The organism is Tepidimonas fonticaldi (assembly GCF_007556755.1).
In the GTDB taxonomy this organism is placed as follows: Bacteria; Pseudomonadota; Gammaproteobacteria; order Burkholderiales; family Burkholderiaceae_C; genus Tepidimonas; species Tepidimonas fonticaldi.
The window spans coordinates 1-13660 of the sequence record NZ_VJOO01000044.1; the positions used below are offsets into that span (position 1 = coordinate 1).

General features: G+C 67.8%; 16 protein-coding genes and 3 pseudogenes. 16 read left to right on the top strand and 3 right to left on the bottom strand.

What is annotated here, in order from left to right; genetic code table 11:
* Positions 1-350 precede the first annotated feature (350 nt).
* Positions 351-800: pseudogene (locus Tfont_RS13450) on the bottom strand (transposase); the annotation flags it as partial.
* A gap of 138 nt (positions 801-938) precedes the next feature.
* Here Tfont_RS13450 and Tfont_RS13455 point away from each other — a divergent pair.
* Complete coding sequence (locus Tfont_RS13455; protein WP_453822699.1) at positions 939-1283, top strand: helix-turn-helix transcriptional regulator; 345 nt, start codon at positions 939-941, stop codon at positions 1281-1283.
* Between the two features lie 104 nt (positions 1284-1387).
* Here Tfont_RS13455 and Tfont_RS13460 read toward each other — a convergent pair whose 3' ends face one another.
* Positions 1388-3118, bottom strand: coding sequence for an alkyl sulfatase dimerization domain-containing protein (locus Tfont_RS13460; protein ID WP_143969816.1), 1731 nt, complete (start codon positions 3116-3118; stop codon positions 1388-1390).
* A 486-nt stretch (positions 3119-3604) separates the two neighbouring features.
* Positions 3605-4462: pseudogene (locus Tfont_RS13470) on the bottom strand (transposase); the annotation flags it as partial.
* A 178-nt stretch (positions 4463-4640) separates the two neighbouring features.
* Here Tfont_RS13470 and Tfont_RS13475 point away from each other — a divergent pair.
* The 15 genes and pseudogenes from Tfont_RS13475 to Tfont_RS13545 all read left to right on the top strand — a co-directional run.
* Positions 4641-4904, top strand: coding sequence for a helix-turn-helix transcriptional regulator (locus tag Tfont_RS13475; protein ID WP_008648927.1), 264 nt, complete (start codon positions 4641-4643; stop codon positions 4902-4904).
* Between the two features lie 11 nt (positions 4905-4915).
* Positions 4916-5395 carry a hypothetical protein gene (locus Tfont_RS13480; protein ID WP_143969817.1) on the top strand — a complete coding sequence of 160 codons (480 nt, stop codon included), beginning with the start codon at positions 4916-4918 and terminating at the stop codon, positions 5393-5395.
* Between the two features lie 3 nt (positions 5396-5398).
* The gene (locus tag Tfont_RS13485) at positions 5399-6172 is read left to right on the top strand and encodes a BRO-N domain-containing protein (protein WP_143969818.1); all 774 of its coding nucleotides are present in this window, start codon (positions 5399-5401) and stop codon (positions 6170-6172) included.
* The gene (locus Tfont_RS13490; RefSeq protein ID WP_185974543.1) at positions 6172-6990 is read left to right on the top strand and encodes an ATP-binding protein; all 819 of its coding nucleotides are present in this window, start codon (positions 6172-6174) and stop codon (positions 6988-6990) included. The genes Tfont_RS13485 and Tfont_RS13490 overlap by 1 nt, the downstream gene beginning before the upstream one ends.
* Before the next feature lie 3 nt (positions 6991-6993).
* On the top strand, positions 6994-7623 hold the full coding sequence (locus Tfont_RS13495; RefSeq protein WP_143969820.1) for a hypothetical protein: 630 nt from the start codon (positions 6994-6996) through the stop codon (positions 7621-7623).
* Between the two features lie 9 nt (positions 7624-7632).
* A complete protein-coding gene (locus Tfont_RS13500) occupies positions 7633-8148 on the top strand; it encodes a DUF6511 domain-containing protein (RefSeq protein ID WP_143969821.1) in 516 nt (171 codons plus the stop codon).
* A complete protein-coding gene (locus Tfont_RS13505) occupies positions 8145-8891 on the top strand; it encodes a hypothetical protein (protein ID WP_143969822.1) in 747 nt (248 codons plus the stop codon). Before Tfont_RS13500 ends, Tfont_RS13505 begins: the two co-directional genes overlap by 4 nt.
* Positions 8888-9142, top strand: coding sequence for a helix-turn-helix domain-containing protein (locus Tfont_RS13510; protein ID WP_115044441.1), 255 nt, complete (start codon positions 8888-8890; stop codon positions 9140-9142). The genes Tfont_RS13505 and Tfont_RS13510 overlap by 4 nt, the downstream gene beginning before the upstream one ends.
* Complete coding sequence (locus Tfont_RS13515) at positions 9126-11393, top strand: phage/plasmid primase, P4 family (RefSeq protein WP_143969823.1); 2268 nt, start codon at positions 9126-9128, stop codon at positions 11391-11393. Before Tfont_RS13510 ends, Tfont_RS13515 begins: the two co-directional genes overlap by 17 nt.
* A gap of 138 nt (positions 11394-11531) precedes the next feature.
* Positions 11532-12008, top strand: coding sequence for a crossover junction endodeoxyribonuclease RuvC (locus tag Tfont_RS13520; protein ID WP_143969824.1), 477 nt, complete (start codon positions 11532-11534; stop codon positions 12006-12008).
* A 1-nt stretch (position 12009) separates the two neighbouring features.
* On the top strand, positions 12010-12219 hold the full coding sequence (locus tag Tfont_RS13525) for a hypothetical protein (protein ID WP_143969825.1): 210 nt from the start codon (positions 12010-12012) through the stop codon (positions 12217-12219).
* On the top strand, positions 12212-12631 hold the full coding sequence (locus Tfont_RS13530; RefSeq protein ID WP_143969826.1) for a DUF6362 family protein: 420 nt from the start codon (positions 12212-12214) through the stop codon (positions 12629-12631). Before Tfont_RS13525 ends, Tfont_RS13530 begins: the two co-directional genes overlap by 8 nt.
* On the top strand, positions 12631-13014 hold the full coding sequence (locus tag Tfont_RS13535) for a type II toxin-antitoxin system RelE/ParE family toxin (protein WP_072756620.1): 384 nt from the start codon (positions 12631-12633) through the stop codon (positions 13012-13014). The genes Tfont_RS13530 and Tfont_RS13535 overlap by 1 nt, the downstream gene beginning before the upstream one ends.
* Positions 12998-13321: a helix-turn-helix domain-containing protein gene (locus Tfont_RS13540; RefSeq protein ID WP_055424142.1), complete on the top strand. Its 324-nt coding sequence runs from the start codon at positions 12998-13000 to the stop codon at positions 13319-13321. Before Tfont_RS13535 ends, Tfont_RS13540 begins: the two co-directional genes overlap by 17 nt.
* A gap of 68 nt (positions 13322-13389) precedes the next feature.
* A pseudogene (locus tag Tfont_RS13545) lies at positions 13390-13660 on the top strand (IS256 family transposase); the annotation flags it as partial.

Below are 13660 nucleotides of genomic sequence, written 5' to 3' on the forward strand. Positions count from 1 at the left end.
CCCGGACCGCCGGGGATAATTCTGGTCTGTATTCGACGAGAATGCAAACGAGAATTCCACGGATTGGCGGGCTCGCGTGCCGAGAATTTCCACCGGGTATAGGAAGTTCAACCGCCCTTTTTTGCGAGTCTGGCGGGTAGGAAGCGGCCGCGCAAGCGCCGCTTTGGGCACAGATCGGGCACAGATCGGGGGTTCATGCGTGGGTTTTCGACATCGCGGGGCCACGCAGCGGCTCAGTGCGTAGCCATTTCTCACCGAATCCCGGCACAGGGCCGAGCGCAGCCCTGCGGGGTCGTGGCCGCATCGGATCGGACTCTGGCTTGGCTGCCGGCTGTGTGGCCGGCGCCTCATCACGCGGCGGGCGGCGGGGCGCGCGCTGCGGGCCGGTAGTGCGCTTGCTCCAGCGCGCCGTGTTTCTCGAAGTGGGCGAGGATGGCGCGGATGGCGGTGGGTTCCTCGATGCTGGCGACGATCCGTACCGCGCCGCCGCAGTGGGCGCAGGTGGTGACGTCGATGGAAAAGACCCGCTTGAGCCGTTGCGCCCAGCTCATCGCACGGCGCTTCTGCTCGGGGCTGCGCGGCTCGTCGTGGGCGCTGACGTCCACCGGCACTGCATCGCTCGCAGGCCGCTTGCCGCGCCCCGAGGGCGTCAGCTGCGCGCGCAGATTCGCGTTCGGGGCGAATACGCCGTGGAAGCGGGTGAGATGCGCGCGTGGCGGCGGGACCAGTGCCGCCAGCTTGGCGATGAAGTCCACCGCATCCCATTCGACATGCGTGGTGCCATTGCGCCACGGCGTCTGCTGGAGTTCCGCACCTATTTCATGGTGCCGGTCGAATTCGGCGCTGACGAGAACGCCTTCCTCATTCCGCATGAAATCGCCCGCGCCCCGCTGCCGATGGCCAACCCGGGCTTGGCGCGCATGAACGACCAGGTGGTGATGGAGTACCTGGCGAAATTCGAAGGAGCGCGCGTATCGGAAAAGGTACGCGCAGAGCTGATCTCGCGCCTGGCCGCCGGCGAGCCGAGTCGCGCCGATGTGGCAAGCGCGCTGCACATGAGCGAGAAGACGCTCCAGCGGCGGTTGAAGGGCGAGGAGACCAGCTACCAGGAGATCCTCGATGAAACACGCCGTGAGCTGGCCCGGCAGTACCTGCGCGAGGGACGCATGTCGGTGTGCGAGGTCACCTTCCGGCTCGGCTTCTCGGACCAGAGCAGCTTCACACGGGCCTTCAAGCGCTGGACCGGGCTGGCACCGGGCGAATTCCGCCACCGGACCGCCTGATCGCTCCCGCTGGCCCAGCGCTTCCCGGGGTTTTGCACCGCGCATGATGTCCGGCAATGCATCGGCGTCGCGCTGTGCGACGTAGCGGCTGACGATTACGCCTCTCAGCTCTCCTCCGGCACGAACAGCCGCATGAATCGGACGAATTCGAGTTTGTTGCCCTTGACCACTTCGAAGTCTTTCGCGATGGTGAGTGCTGAATTGCGCAGTCGTGCCAGCATCTCCTTGAAAATCTGCGCCGACACACGTACGTGGATGTCGGCCTCCGGCAGCAGCTGCGGCACCACCTCGCTCACGCCGCGGCGCACGATGTAGGTGTAGCGCTCGGGCGAATCGGTGAATTCGAACGCGACCTTGATCACCGTGTCGGCGCTAGCCTCTGCATCGAGGTTCACCGCCATCCCATCGAAGAAAATGGATAGCGGCATGTCGCGCAGCATTTCAGGCTTGGGTGTGAGCGCACGGTCCGGCAGTTTGAGCCCATCGCGTAGCTCGCGCATGGACACCAAGTAGTAATGGCGTGCATTGGGGTTGGCCTCGGCCTCGCCCAGCGTCTTGAGTGCGGCGATGCGGGCTTGTTTCGCCCGATCGTTGTCCGGATTCACGAGCAGCGCATAGTCAGTCAGCTGCAGCACCCACTGGTGCTGGCCCTGCTGGCTGGCCTCGACGATCCGGCGGGTCAGTGCCTCCTCGCCGCCGGCGAGTTCCACCATGCGCTTCGCCTGCTCATCCGGCGGCAGCGGCTGCAGCGTGGACGGATTGCCGTCGTACCAGCCCAGGTTGCCGCTGAAGATGCTCTTCGCCGACCACGCCGGCTTGCCGTAGAACGCCTGCAGGAACGGCGATTTCGCCAGATGCGGCGGCAGCTGGATGCGCTGCGCGATCTCGTCGGGCATCAAGCCCTGGTTGATCAGCCGGATGCTCTGGTCATAGACGAAGCGGATGGCGTCGCGGTAATCGGTAAGCGTGTTGTAGATGTATTCCGCGCCGGCGAGCGGCCGTGTATGGCTGGGCACCAGATACTCGGGCTTGAGCGCGCGCATTTTGTCGAGTGATGCGGCCCAGGCCTTGGGATCACGGTAGGACGTGCCGCGGATCGTATAGAGATTCGGGAAGGCTTTGTAGAAGTTGTCGCCGGGCAGGAGAATCTTCCGCTCCGGCAGCCAGACGAACAACTGATCCTCGGTTTCGCCCGGCGCATGGACGAGCTGGAAATGGATGCCCGCAACGGTGTCTTCCATCACGTCGTCGAAGGTCTGGGTCGGGCGAAGGATGCGGATGCTGCTGCCCTCGTGCAGGCCGAGCTCTGGCCCGATACCGACGTTGACCATCTCCTCGCGGGGCAGCAGGTTGCCGTACATGCGGAAGGCGCGCCGGGTGATGATGGGCTGCAGCTCCGTGGTGATCTTGTCCATGTTGCGCGCGACGTCGGCCTGCGCATACACGGGCGGCGCCTCCTGTCCCGGAACGAGGAAAGCCGGCGCGCCGCCGATGTGGTCCGGGTGCGAATGCGTGTAGATGAAGGCCCTGACCGGCTTGGGCGTGATCTTGCGGAATTCGGCGGCAACCGCCTGCGCGGACTCGAGCGTTTCCATCACGTCCACGATGATCACACCGTCGTCGCCCTCGAGCATGATCGAATTGGCGATGCCATAGCCGACGGCCACGTATACCCCGTCGGTCACCTTGATGACCTCACGGCGGAATTCCTGCGAATGCGCCTCCAGCGCCGCCGGCGTGGCGACGGGCGCAGCAGGGAGGGCAGACTCGCGTCCGCAGGCGGAAAGGCCCAGGCAGAGAAACAACCCTGCGAATCCCCAAAACCCGTTTTTCATGTGCTCTCTCCCGTTCATGGAGCCTTGCCAGTATGCCAGATTCGTCGAATCCGGCCAAAGACTGTAGCCGCACGAGGGCTTGCGAATCTGGTCCGAATGCGCCAAGTTCTGGTCCCAGCACACCAAACCTGCACTTGTCCCGTGAGTCAAGAACCGACCACCCTCGTCACTTGGGCAGCGACCATCGCCCGCATGCTCGAAGCCAAGGGCTACGATCCCGCAGTGGCCTTGGGTATAGGAAGTTCAACCGCCCTTTTTTGCGAATCTGGCGGGTAGGAAGCGGCCGCGCAAGCGCCGCTTTGGGCACAGATCGGGCACAGATCGGGGGTTCATGCGTGGGTTTTCGACATCGCGGGGCCACGCAGCGGCTCAGTGCGTAGCCATTTCTCACCGAATCCCGGCACAGGGTCGAGCGCAGCCCTGCGGGGTCGTGGCCGCATCGGATCGGATTCTGCTTTCGCTTCCGGTTGAGTGGCCGGCACCTCGTCACGCGGCCGGCGGCGGGGCGCGCGCTGCGGGCCGGTAGTGCGCTTGCTCCAGCGCGCCGTGTTTCTCGAAGTGGGCGAGGATGGCGCGAATGGCCTTGGGGTCTTCGATGCTGGCGACGATCCGCACCGCGCCGCCGCAGTGGGCGCAGGTGGTGATGTCGATGGAAAAGACCCGCTTGAGCCGTTGCGCCCAGCTCATCGCACGGCGCTTCTGCTCGGGGCTGCGCGGCTCGTCGTGGGCGCTGACGTCCACCGGCACTGCATCGCTCGCAGGCCGCTTGCCGCGCCCCGAGGGCGTCAGCTGCGCGCGCAGATTCGCGTTCGGGGCGAATACGCCGTGGAAGCGGGTGAGATGCGCGCGTGGCGGCGGGACCAGTGCCGCCAGCTTGGCGATGAAGTCCACCGCATCCCATTCGACATGCGTGGTGCCATTGCGCCACGGCGTCTTGAGCTGGTAACGCACCCTGCCCTGTGGCGAGATCGATAGCCGCTGCTCGCTGATCGCCGGGCGCGTGATGTAGCGGCACAGCTTTTCGAGCTTGTGGCTCTCGTGTGCTTCCGCGGCCACGCCGGCATGCAGCGAGAAGCCGCCGACCTTGCCGGCGTCGCCGTCCAGAGAACCCGCATCACCGGGTAGCGTTTTCAGGGTGACGACCTTGCGGCCAGCGTCGCGACCGGTGGCGATGCGGTAGGTGATCGAACTCATCCGCAGCGCGTCCATGCCGTCGTCGCTACCCGCGCTGTCGGACAGAAACACGGATTCGTCCTCGCCTTCCAGCCAGCCTTTGCGCGTCAGGTGCCGGCACACGCGATGCGCGATGGTGCCGGCCAGTTCCGTCAGTTGCGCCGATGTGGGCCGCTGACCATCCCCCTGTCCCCAAGAACGGCGAGCCGCGTGCTCGCCGTTTTGGCATGGACGCGTGCGGATTGGCGAACCCGAAGTTTGCGCGTGGTTCGCCATTGCGTCCCTCGTATGTTCGCCACCCGAAGCCTGCAATGACACCTGTTCCTCAACAGCGTCATAGGAGGCTTCCATGCCGACAACGGCAAGCACCATCACCCGGTCGCCGGTCGATGCGATCAACGGTCTGTCTCCCGGCGATCGTCGGGTCCTCAACGAGAACGAGCTCGCGCAGCGCTGGGGCCTGAGCCCCAAGACCCTGCAGCGCTGGCGCAGCGAAGGGCGTGGCCCGCGCTACCTGAAGCTGTCCAAGCGCGTCAGCTACCCCCTGGAGTCGGTCATCGAGTTCGAGCGTGGTGCCCTGCACGACTCGACCTCCGAGCGCGCGGCGCGCTGAAGGGGGATGCGATGAGCGATTTGACCCTCTACCCCGCCGACATCGCCGCGATGTCCGTCGGCCAGCTGGCCGCGCTGCCGCCCGCCCAGAAGGCGGAGATCAGCCGCAACCTCGACGAAGCGCTCGCCTGGCTCAAGCAGGCCCGCGCGAAGTTCGACGCCGCGCTGGAGGCCGCCTACGGCGAGCAGGCCCGCGCTGCACGCCTCGAGGCCGGCAAGGACTTCGGCGTCGTGCACCTGAACGACGGACCGCTGCGCGTGACGGTCGATGTCCCGAAGCGCGTGTCCTGGGACCAGGTGCAACTGGCGGCGATTGCCCGGCGCATCGCCGCCGCCGGCGAGAAGGTCGAGGACTACCTGGACGTCGAGTACTCCGTCTCGGAATCGCGCTTCTCCAACTGGCCGCCGGCACTGCGCGCCGGGTTCGAGGCCGCCCGCACCGTCAAGCCCGGCAAGCCCACGTTCCGGCTGGCCCTCGTCTCGGAGGAGTGATCCATGAGCACCGAACTGATCCCGTTTGATTTCGAAGGCCGTCCGGTCCGGGTCGTCACGGATGCCCAAGGCGAACCGTGGTTCGTCGCGGCGGATGTGTGCGCGGTTCTTGAACTGCCGAACACCACCCGCGCCCTGGCGCGACTGGACCCTGACGAGCAAGCCCTGATCTCGATTCAGGGCATCTCGCGCGGCAATGACCAGGTCAACGTCGTCAACGAGCCCGGCCTCTACAGCCTGGTGCTGGGTAGCCGCAAGCGCGAGGCCAAGCACTTCAAGCGCTGGGTGACACACGAGGTGCTGCCGGCGATCCGCAAGACGGGCAGCTACACGGCGCCAAGTGCACGCCCGACCCTGCCGGCACCCACCCAGGACCGCGTCGCCGCTCTGCTGCTGATCGGCGAGGCCGTGGCCAAGGTGCCGGGGGTCAAACCCGGCATCGCGATGGCGGCCACGCTCACCTGCATCCAGGAGAACACGGGCTTGGCGGTCGAGACGCTGCGCCGCGCCCTTCCTGCCAGGGACACTGCGGCGAACGAGGCGATCTGCTCGCTCAACGCCACCCAGCTCGGCAGGCTGCTGGGCCTGTCGGCCAAGGCCACCAACCAGCGTCTGGCCGCGCACGGCCTGCAGTTGCGCAACGAACGCGACGAGTGGGAACTGACCGAAGCCGGCGAGGCTTGGGCCGAAGCCATGCCGTACTCGCGCAACGGGCACAGCGGCTACCAGATCCTCTGGAACCCTCTGGTGGCCGAGCGGCTGAAGGAGGTGGCGTGATGGCCCTCCCCATCATCACCGCCGACCAGCGGCTGCGCGAGAAGCAGGGCGTCAAGCTCGTGCTGCTGGGCAAGAGCGGCATCGGCAAGACCAGCCAGTTGAAGACCCTGCCCGAAGCCTCGACCCTGTTCGTCGACCTCGAGGCTGGCGACTTGGCCGTCAAGGACTGGCGCGGCGACTGCGTGCGCCCGAGCACCTGGCCGGAGTTCCGCGATCTCGTGGTGTTCCTCGCCGGCCCGAACCCGGCGTTGCCGGCGGATGCGCCGTACTCCGAGGCGCACTACCGGCATGTGTGCGAGCGCTACGGCGATCCCGGTCAACTCGCCAAGTACGACACCTACTTCGTCGACAGCATCACCGTGCTCGCGCGCCTGGCACTCGTCTGGGCCAAGACCCAACCGCAGGCCTACAGCGAGCGCACCGGCAAGCCCGACACCCGGGGTGCCTACGGCCTGCTCGGCGCCGAGCTCATCGGGGCGCTGACCCATCTGCAGCACGCGCGCGGCAAGCACGTCGTGTTCGTCGCCATCCTCGACGAGCGCCTGGACGACTTCAACCGCAAGGTCTTCGTGCCGCAGATCGAGGGCGCCAAGACCGCCGCGGAACTGCCCGGCATCGTCGATGAAGTCGTCACCTTGGCCGAGATCAAGGCCGAGGACGGATCGTCCTACCGCGCCTTCGTCTGCCACACGCTGAACCCCTACGGCGTCCCGGCCAAGGACCGCTCCGGCCAGCTCGAGTTGCTGGAGCCGCCGAACCTGCGCGCGCTGATCGACAAGTGCGCCGCTGCCACTCGAATCCCGACATCCAAGGAGTAAGCCATGACCGATTGGTGCGATTTCAACGACGCGCAGCAGCAGCCCAGTTTCGACCTGATCCCCAAGGGCACGCTCGCCCGCGTGCGCATGACGATCAAGCCCGGGGGCTACGACGACCCGGCGCAGGGCTGGACGGGCGGCTGGGCCACCCAGAGCTTCGAGACGGGTTCCGTCTATCTCGCCGCCGAGTTCGTGGTGCTGGAGGGCGAGTACGCCCGGCGCAAGCTGTGGTCGAACATCGGCTTGCACAGCGCGAAGGGCCCGGCCTGGGGCCAGATGGGGCGCAGCTTCGTGCGCGCCGTGCTCAATTCCGCCCGCAACGTCCATCCCCAGGACATGAGCCCGCAGGCCGCCGCCGCGCGGCGCATCCAGGGCTTCCACGAGCTCGACGGCATCGAGTTTGCGGCCCGCATCGACATCGAGAAGGACGGCCGGGGTGAGTTGAAGAACGTCATCCGAAACGCCGTCGAGCCCGACCACCCGGACTACGCCCGCCTGATGGGGCTGCCGCCGAAGAACCCCGGCACCGGCAACGGTGGCGCCCCGGCGGCGATCGCCCCGCCCCGTGCGATGCCCACGCCTGCCGTTTCCCAACGCCCCGCCGTGCCGGGTAAGCCGGCCTGGGCTCAATGAGGGGGACACGTGAAATGCTGGGTCTGCAAACGACAGGCGCGCGGCTTTGGCCACACGGACCTTCGGCATCCGGTGGGCGACGCCCGGCGCTATCCGATCGACTGGGTGTTCTGCTCGCGGCGCTGCCAGGAGGCGTTTCACGCGCTCTACGGCCACTGGCTGCGGGTGCGCGAGGGGCGCACCGACATCAAGGAGGTCGCCATGATCGATCCGTCTGATGTCGAGCTGGCCGCGATGCGGAAGTGCCTCAAGGCCTTCGGCGAGGCCGCGGGCGAGATCGGCTTCGCCAAGCCGCTGGGCGAGTATTCCGAGGCCGAGGCGCTGCAGGTGATCGACGCCATCGTCACCTGCTACACGGAGGCGATGGTCGAGCACCACGAGGCGACCAAGTATCCGCCGGTGCGGGGCTTGAAAGACCCGGTGTCCGACCCCTTCGCCGACCTCGAGGACGATCTGCCGTGGGAGGAGCCGAAGGCTCAAGCGCAGACGGCACGCACGGCAGCACCCAAGGAGGCGCGGCGATGATGGACTTCAACGCCTCCAAGAGCCTGTCGGGTCAGATCACGGCGCTGATCGATGCCGGGCTGCAGCAGTCTCGCGCGGCGCAGCCTCGCCGCGCGTACCTCGGCGCCTCGCGCCTCGGGGTCGCCTGCGAGCGCGCGCTGCAGTACGAGTTTGCCGACGCCCCGGTCGATCCGGGTCGCGAGACCGACGGCCGCTTGCTGCGCGTCTTCGAGCGCGGGCGCGTCTCTGAGGACTGCATGGTCGGATGGCTGCGCGCGGCGGGCTTCGATCTGCGCACGCGTAACGACGCGGGGGAGCAATTCGGCTTCTCGGCGCTGGACGGGCGCCTGCAGGGCCACGTCGATGGCGTGCTCGTCGCCGGGCCCGACCTGGGGTTCGGTTGCGGCTACCCGGCGCTGTGGGAGAACAAGTGCCTGGGCGCCAAATCGTGGCGCGAGTTGGAGAGACATCGCCTCGCGGTCGCCAAGCCCGTCTACGCCGCCCAGGTCGCGCTCTACCAAGCCTATCTCGAACTGCACGCGCACCCGGCCCTGTTCACGGCGGTGAACGCCGACACCATGGAGATCCACGCCGAGCTGGTGCCGTTCGATGCGGCGTTGGCGCAGCGCATGTCCGACCGGGCCGTGAAGGTCATCACGGCCACCGAGGCGGGCGAACTGCTGCCGCGCTCGTTCTCCGATCCCACCCATGTCGAGTGCCGGATGTGCCCGTGGCAGGACCGGTGCTGGAGGGCCGCGGCATGAACGAGACACCGCTGCACCCGGTGCTCGGAGAGCGCCTGATCGACGCACGCGAGGCGGCACTGGCGCTCAATCTGCCGCACTACTGGCTCACGCACGCGAAGGAGCGCCGACGTCTCGGCCTGCCGCACTACCGGGTGGGCAAGCTGCTGCGTTTCAAGCTCTCCGAACTGATGGCGTGGATGGAGGAACGTCAAGCCCTGCTCACGGCCGACGCAGGGCACGAGGAGGAGTCGGATGCTGGACTTCAATGACACCGCACCCGCGCCCGAGATCCCGGCGTCCGAACGCCGCGAGGCCGTGCGCGCCGCCCTGCTCTCGCGGCTGGAAGCGGTGCTGTTCACCCTGTTCCCCGCCGGTCGGACGCGCCGCGGCAAGTTCGTCATCGGCGACGTGCTCGGCAGCCCGGGCGACAGCCTGGAAGTCGTGCTCGACGGCGACAAGGCGGGACTCTGGACCGACCGTGCCGAAGGCTCCGGCGGCGATGTGTTCCACCTGATCGGCGCTCACTTCGGCGTGGACGTGCACGGCGACTTCGCCCGCATCCTCGACCTGGCCGAGGACCTCGTCGGGCGGGTCCCCACGGCCCCGCCGCGCAAGGCGGCCAAGAAGGCCTCGATCGACGACCTCGGCCCGGCCACCGCCAAGTGGGACTACCTCGACGCACAAGGGCGCCTCATCGCCGTGGTCTACCGCTACGACCCGCCCGGGCGCAAGAAGGAGTTCCGGCCCTGGGACGCGCGCCGCCGCAAGATGGCTCCGCCCGAGCCGCGGCCGCTCTACAACCAGCCGGGGATCCGGAACGCCGCCCAGGTCGTGCTGGTCGAGGGCGAGAAGTGCGCCCAGGCCTTGATCGAGACTGGGATCGTGGCCACCACCGCGATGCACGGGGCTAACGCCCCGGTGGACAAGACCGATTGGTCGCCGCTGGCGGGCAAGGCCGTCCTCCTCTGGCCCGATCGCGACAAACCCGGCTGGGACTATGCGATGGCCGCGGCGCAGGCCGCACTCGCCGCCGGCGCCGCCTCCTGCGACGTGCTGCTGCCGCCCGACGACAAGCCCGAGGGGTGGGACGCGGCCGACGCCGTCGCCCAAGGCTTCGACGTCGCCGCCTTCATCGCCTCGGGCCCGCGGATGAGCATCAAGCCAGCACTTGGGCAGCCCACGCAGGAGCCTTCCGTCTGGGCCACCGACGACGCGCTGGCGCTGAGCTTCACCAGCCGCTACAGCGAAGACTGGCGCTACTGCGCCGCCTGGGGCAAGTGGCTGGTGTGGGACGGCCGGCGCTGGCAGGCGGACGAGACGCTGCTGGTGCACCACCTCATCCGCGCGATCTGCCGCGAGGCCGCGCTCAAGGCCGACTCGCATCGGCTCGCGGCCAAGCTCGCCGCGAGCAGCACGGTCGGCGGCGTGGAGCGGCTGGCGCGCACCGACCGGCGGCACGCCTCCACCTCGCAGGAGTGGGACGCGGATCTGTTCGCGCTCAACACGCCGGGCGGCGTGGTCGACCTGCGCAGCGGGCGGCTGCGTCCCCACGACCGCGCCGACCGGATGACCAGGCTCGCCACCGCCACGCCCCGCGGCGATGCCCCAAGCTGGCGGGCGTTCCTGGCCGACGTCACCGGGGGGGATGCCGACCTGCAGGCCTACCTGCAGCGCATGGTGGGCTACTGCCTCACCGGCTCGACGGCGGCGCACGCGCTGTTCTTCCTCTACGGCACCGGCGCCAACGGCAAGTCGGTGTTCGTGAACACCTTGGCCACGATCCTGGGCGACTACGCCACCAGCGCGCCGATGGACACCTTCATGGAGGCGCGTGGCGACCGCCATCCGACCGATCTCGCGGGCCTGCGCGGGGCGCGCTTCGTCTCCTCCATCGAGACCGAGCAGGGCCGGCGCTGGAACGAGTCCAAGGTCAAGGCCATCACCGGCGGCGACAAGGTCTCGGCGCGCTTCATGCGCCAGGACTTCTTCGAGTACACGCCCCAGTTCAAGCTGGTCATCGCCGGCAACCACAAGCCCGCGATCCGCAACGTGGACGAGGCGATGAAGCGCCGGCTGCACCTCATCCCCTTCACCGTGACCATCCCGCCCGAGCGGCGCGACGCCGGGCTCACCGACAAGCTCCTGGCCGAACGCGACGGCATTCTCGCCTGGGCGGTGCAGGGCTGTCTGGCCTGGCAGCGCGAGGGGCTCCGGCCCCCGGCCAGCGTGGTGTCGGCCACCGCCGAGTACTTCGACGAGGAGGACGCCGTCGGCGACTTCCTGGACGAAGAGGCGCAGCGCCACCCGCAGGCCCGCGTGGCCGTGGCCGACGTGTTCCAGCGCTGGCAGGACTGGGCCGGCCGGCGCGGCGAGTACGTGGGCACGAGCCGCTGGCTCGCGCAGCAACTGGCCAACCGCGGCTTCGAGCGCACGCGCATCCACGGCGGCGTCAAGGCCCTGGCGGGCCTGGCCCTCAAGCCCAAGGACTACGGCACCCGACTGCCGTACCGCGACGACTGACCACCCACGGTGACCGAAGGTGACCCGTCCAAGGATTGAGTCTCTTTACGCGCGTACGCGCGCGCGGGCGGAAGGGATATTCCCCACGGCGGTCACCTTCGGTCACCGGCATGAGAACACGAACGAAGGACTGCAACGATGACAGCAACGATCCTGGCCCTCGACCTGGGCACCACCAGCGGTTGGGCGCTGCGCGACCGCACCGGCCGCATCACCAGCGGCAGCCAATCCTTCAAGCCACAGCGATTCGAAGGCGGCGGCATGCGCTACCTGCGCTTTGGCCGTTGGATTTCTGAAATTCAGACATCGGTTTCTGAACTTCAGTTTTTGTACTTCGAGGAAGTGCGCCGCCACGTCTCGACCGATGCGGCCCACGCCTACGGCGGGTTCCTCGCCACGCTCACGGCCTGGTGCGAGCACCACGGCATTCCCTACCAGGGCGTGCCGGTGGGCACGATCAAGAAGCACGCCACCGGCAAGGGCAATGCGAGCAAGGACGAGATGATGGTGGCCATGCGTGCGCGCGGCTATCAGCCCGCCGACGACAACGAAGCCGACGCCCTGGCGCTGTTGCACTGGGCCATCCAGCAGCACGACGCGGCGCAGGAGGCATGAGATGGACCTCCCGACCCCTCGCTACCGCTGCCCGCTGGGGCGCCTGCAGCCCGAGCCGATGGACGTGGAGGCCATCGAGCGCCGCGGCTGGCGCGAGCAACGCCTGCTCGTCGTCTCCCTCGAGGACGACCGGCTCGACTGGATGGAACGCGAGCTGATCCGCCGAATCGGCGAGCGGCTCTACGGTGCACGGGAGGCGCGCCATGGCTGAGTGGACCGTCGAGCGTGTGGCCGAACGCTTCCGGGAGGCGGCCATCACCGCCCACCGCCTGCCGCCCGTGCGCGTGCAGGGCTACTTCAACACCTGGCCCGCGATCCGGCGCATGCCCTGGGAGACGCTGGGGGCCGAACCCTCGATCCGGCGCTTCCCGCCCGCACCCGAGACGGTCGAGCGGATGCTCGAGACCATGCGCTGGGTCTTGTGGCTGGAGGAAGAGGAACGCCACCTGGTATGGATGCGCGCCGAGCGCCACCGCTGGCGCGAGATCTGCGCCCGCTTCGGCTGCGACCGGACCACCGCCTGGCGGCGGTGGCAGCGGGCGCTCTCGATCGTGGCCGACCGTCTGAACGGAGAGCAAGGAACTTCTCGACACATGGTGCCACTAAGTGGCATACTTCGCTAATGAGAAGAGTCTTCAAGACGCGCCACTTCGCTCGTTGGATGCGCAAGACCGAACTGACAGACGCCGGGTTGTGTCAAGCGGTCGAGGAGATGGCCGCGGGCCTCATCGATGCCGACCTGGGCGGTGGCGTGGTGAAAAAGCGCGTGGGCTTGGCTGGCCGCGGCAAGCGTGGTGGCGCGCGCACCTTGATCGCCACCAACAAGGGCGATCGCTGGTTCTTCGTCTACGGCTTCGAGAAAAACGAGCGGGCCAACATCGATGACGAGGAACTAGAAGCGCTGCAGGATCTGGCCGCCGATCTGCTGGCCCGTCCCGCGCGCCAGTTGGATGAATCCGTTGCCGACGGAACATTGCAGGAGATTTGCCATGACAAACGAGCCTAAGTCCAAGAGCCGCCTGCTCGAAGCCGTTCACGAAACGGCGCGCGACCTGCATCGCCTGGGCTTCATCGACAAGCGCAAGATGCGCAAGTACGACGCGCTGTGCCTGGAGCCGGTGCATGAATACGACGCTGAGAAAGTGCGCGCCTTGCGCGAACGCCTGCACTTGAGTCAGGCCGTGCTGGCCTCGGTCCTCAACACCAGCGTCTCGACCGTGCGCAAGTGGGAAGTGGGCGACAAGAAGCCCAGCGGTCCCTCGCAGAAGCTGCTCGACCTCATCGAACGCAAAGGGCTGGAGGCCGTGCTCTGAAGTCGCGGGGCAGAGGGTGTCAGGATTTTTGTGTGAGGGGCCTACCATGACGATGTTCAGGAGCCCCCATGCCACGCAAGAAGACCACCCCCGCCGCGAAGCCGGACGCCATTCTTCCCGACGAGCTGCTTGAGAAGCTGATCCCCGGACCGATGGACGCCGCCGGCGTCGAGGCCGTGTTCCAGAGGCTGAAGAAGGCCGTGATCGAGCGTGCCTTGGGGGCTGAGCTGGGCGTGCACTTGGCCAGCCCCGAGGGCGGCTGCGGGAACCATCGCAACGGCCGCAGCGGCAAGACCGTGCTGACCGACGGCGGGCCGCTGCGGATCGAGGTGCCCCGCG

What these genes read in the sequence shown, in the direction of transcription:
- Tfont_RS13455 (WP_453822699.1), top strand. Translation starts at nt 939, where the DNA reads ATGGAGTACCTGGCGAAATTCGAAGGAGCGCGCGTATCGGAAAAGGTA.
- Tfont_RS13460 (WP_143969816.1), bottom strand. Translation starts at nt 3,118, where the DNA reads ATGAAAAACGGGTTTTGGGGATTCGCAGGGTTGTTTCTCTGCCTGGGC.
- Tfont_RS13475 (WP_008648927.1), top strand. Translation starts at nt 4,641, where the DNA reads ATGCCGACAACGGCAAGCACCATCACCCGGTCGCCGGTCGATGCGATC.
- Tfont_RS13480 (WP_143969817.1), top strand. Translation starts at nt 4,916, where the DNA reads ATGAGCGATTTGACCCTCTACCCCGCCGACATCGCCGCGATGTCCGTC.
- Tfont_RS13485 (WP_143969818.1), top strand. Translation starts at nt 5,399, where the DNA reads ATGAGCACCGAACTGATCCCGTTTGATTTCGAAGGCCGTCCGGTCCGG.
- Tfont_RS13490 (WP_185974543.1), top strand. Translation starts at nt 6,172, where the DNA reads ATGGCCCTCCCCATCATCACCGCCGACCAGCGGCTGCGCGAGAAGCAG.
- Tfont_RS13495 (WP_143969820.1), top strand. Translation starts at nt 6,994, where the DNA reads ATGACCGATTGGTGCGATTTCAACGACGCGCAGCAGCAGCCCAGTTTC.
- Tfont_RS13505 (WP_143969822.1), top strand. Translation starts at nt 8,145, where the DNA reads ATGATGGACTTCAACGCCTCCAAGAGCCTGTCGGGTCAGATCACGGCG.
- Tfont_RS13510 (WP_115044441.1), top strand. Translation starts at nt 8,888, where the DNA reads ATGAACGAGACACCGCTGCACCCGGTGCTCGGAGAGCGCCTGATCGAC.
- Tfont_RS13515 (WP_143969823.1), top strand. Translation starts at nt 9,126, where the DNA reads ATGCTGGACTTCAATGACACCGCACCCGCGCCCGAGATCCCGGCGTCC.
- Tfont_RS13520 (WP_143969824.1), top strand. Translation starts at nt 11,532, where the DNA reads ATGACAGCAACGATCCTGGCCCTCGACCTGGGCACCACCAGCGGTTGG.
- Tfont_RS13525 (WP_143969825.1), top strand. Translation starts at nt 12,010, where the DNA reads ATGGACCTCCCGACCCCTCGCTACCGCTGCCCGCTGGGGCGCCTGCAG.
- Tfont_RS13530 (WP_143969826.1), top strand. Translation starts at nt 12,212, where the DNA reads ATGGCTGAGTGGACCGTCGAGCGTGTGGCCGAACGCTTCCGGGAGGCG.
- Tfont_RS13535 (WP_072756620.1), top strand. Translation starts at nt 12,631, where the DNA reads ATGAGAAGAGTCTTCAAGACGCGCCACTTCGCTCGTTGGATGCGCAAG.
- Tfont_RS13540 (WP_055424142.1), top strand. Translation starts at nt 12,998, where the DNA reads ATGACAAACGAGCCTAAGTCCAAGAGCCGCCTGCTCGAAGCCGTTCAC.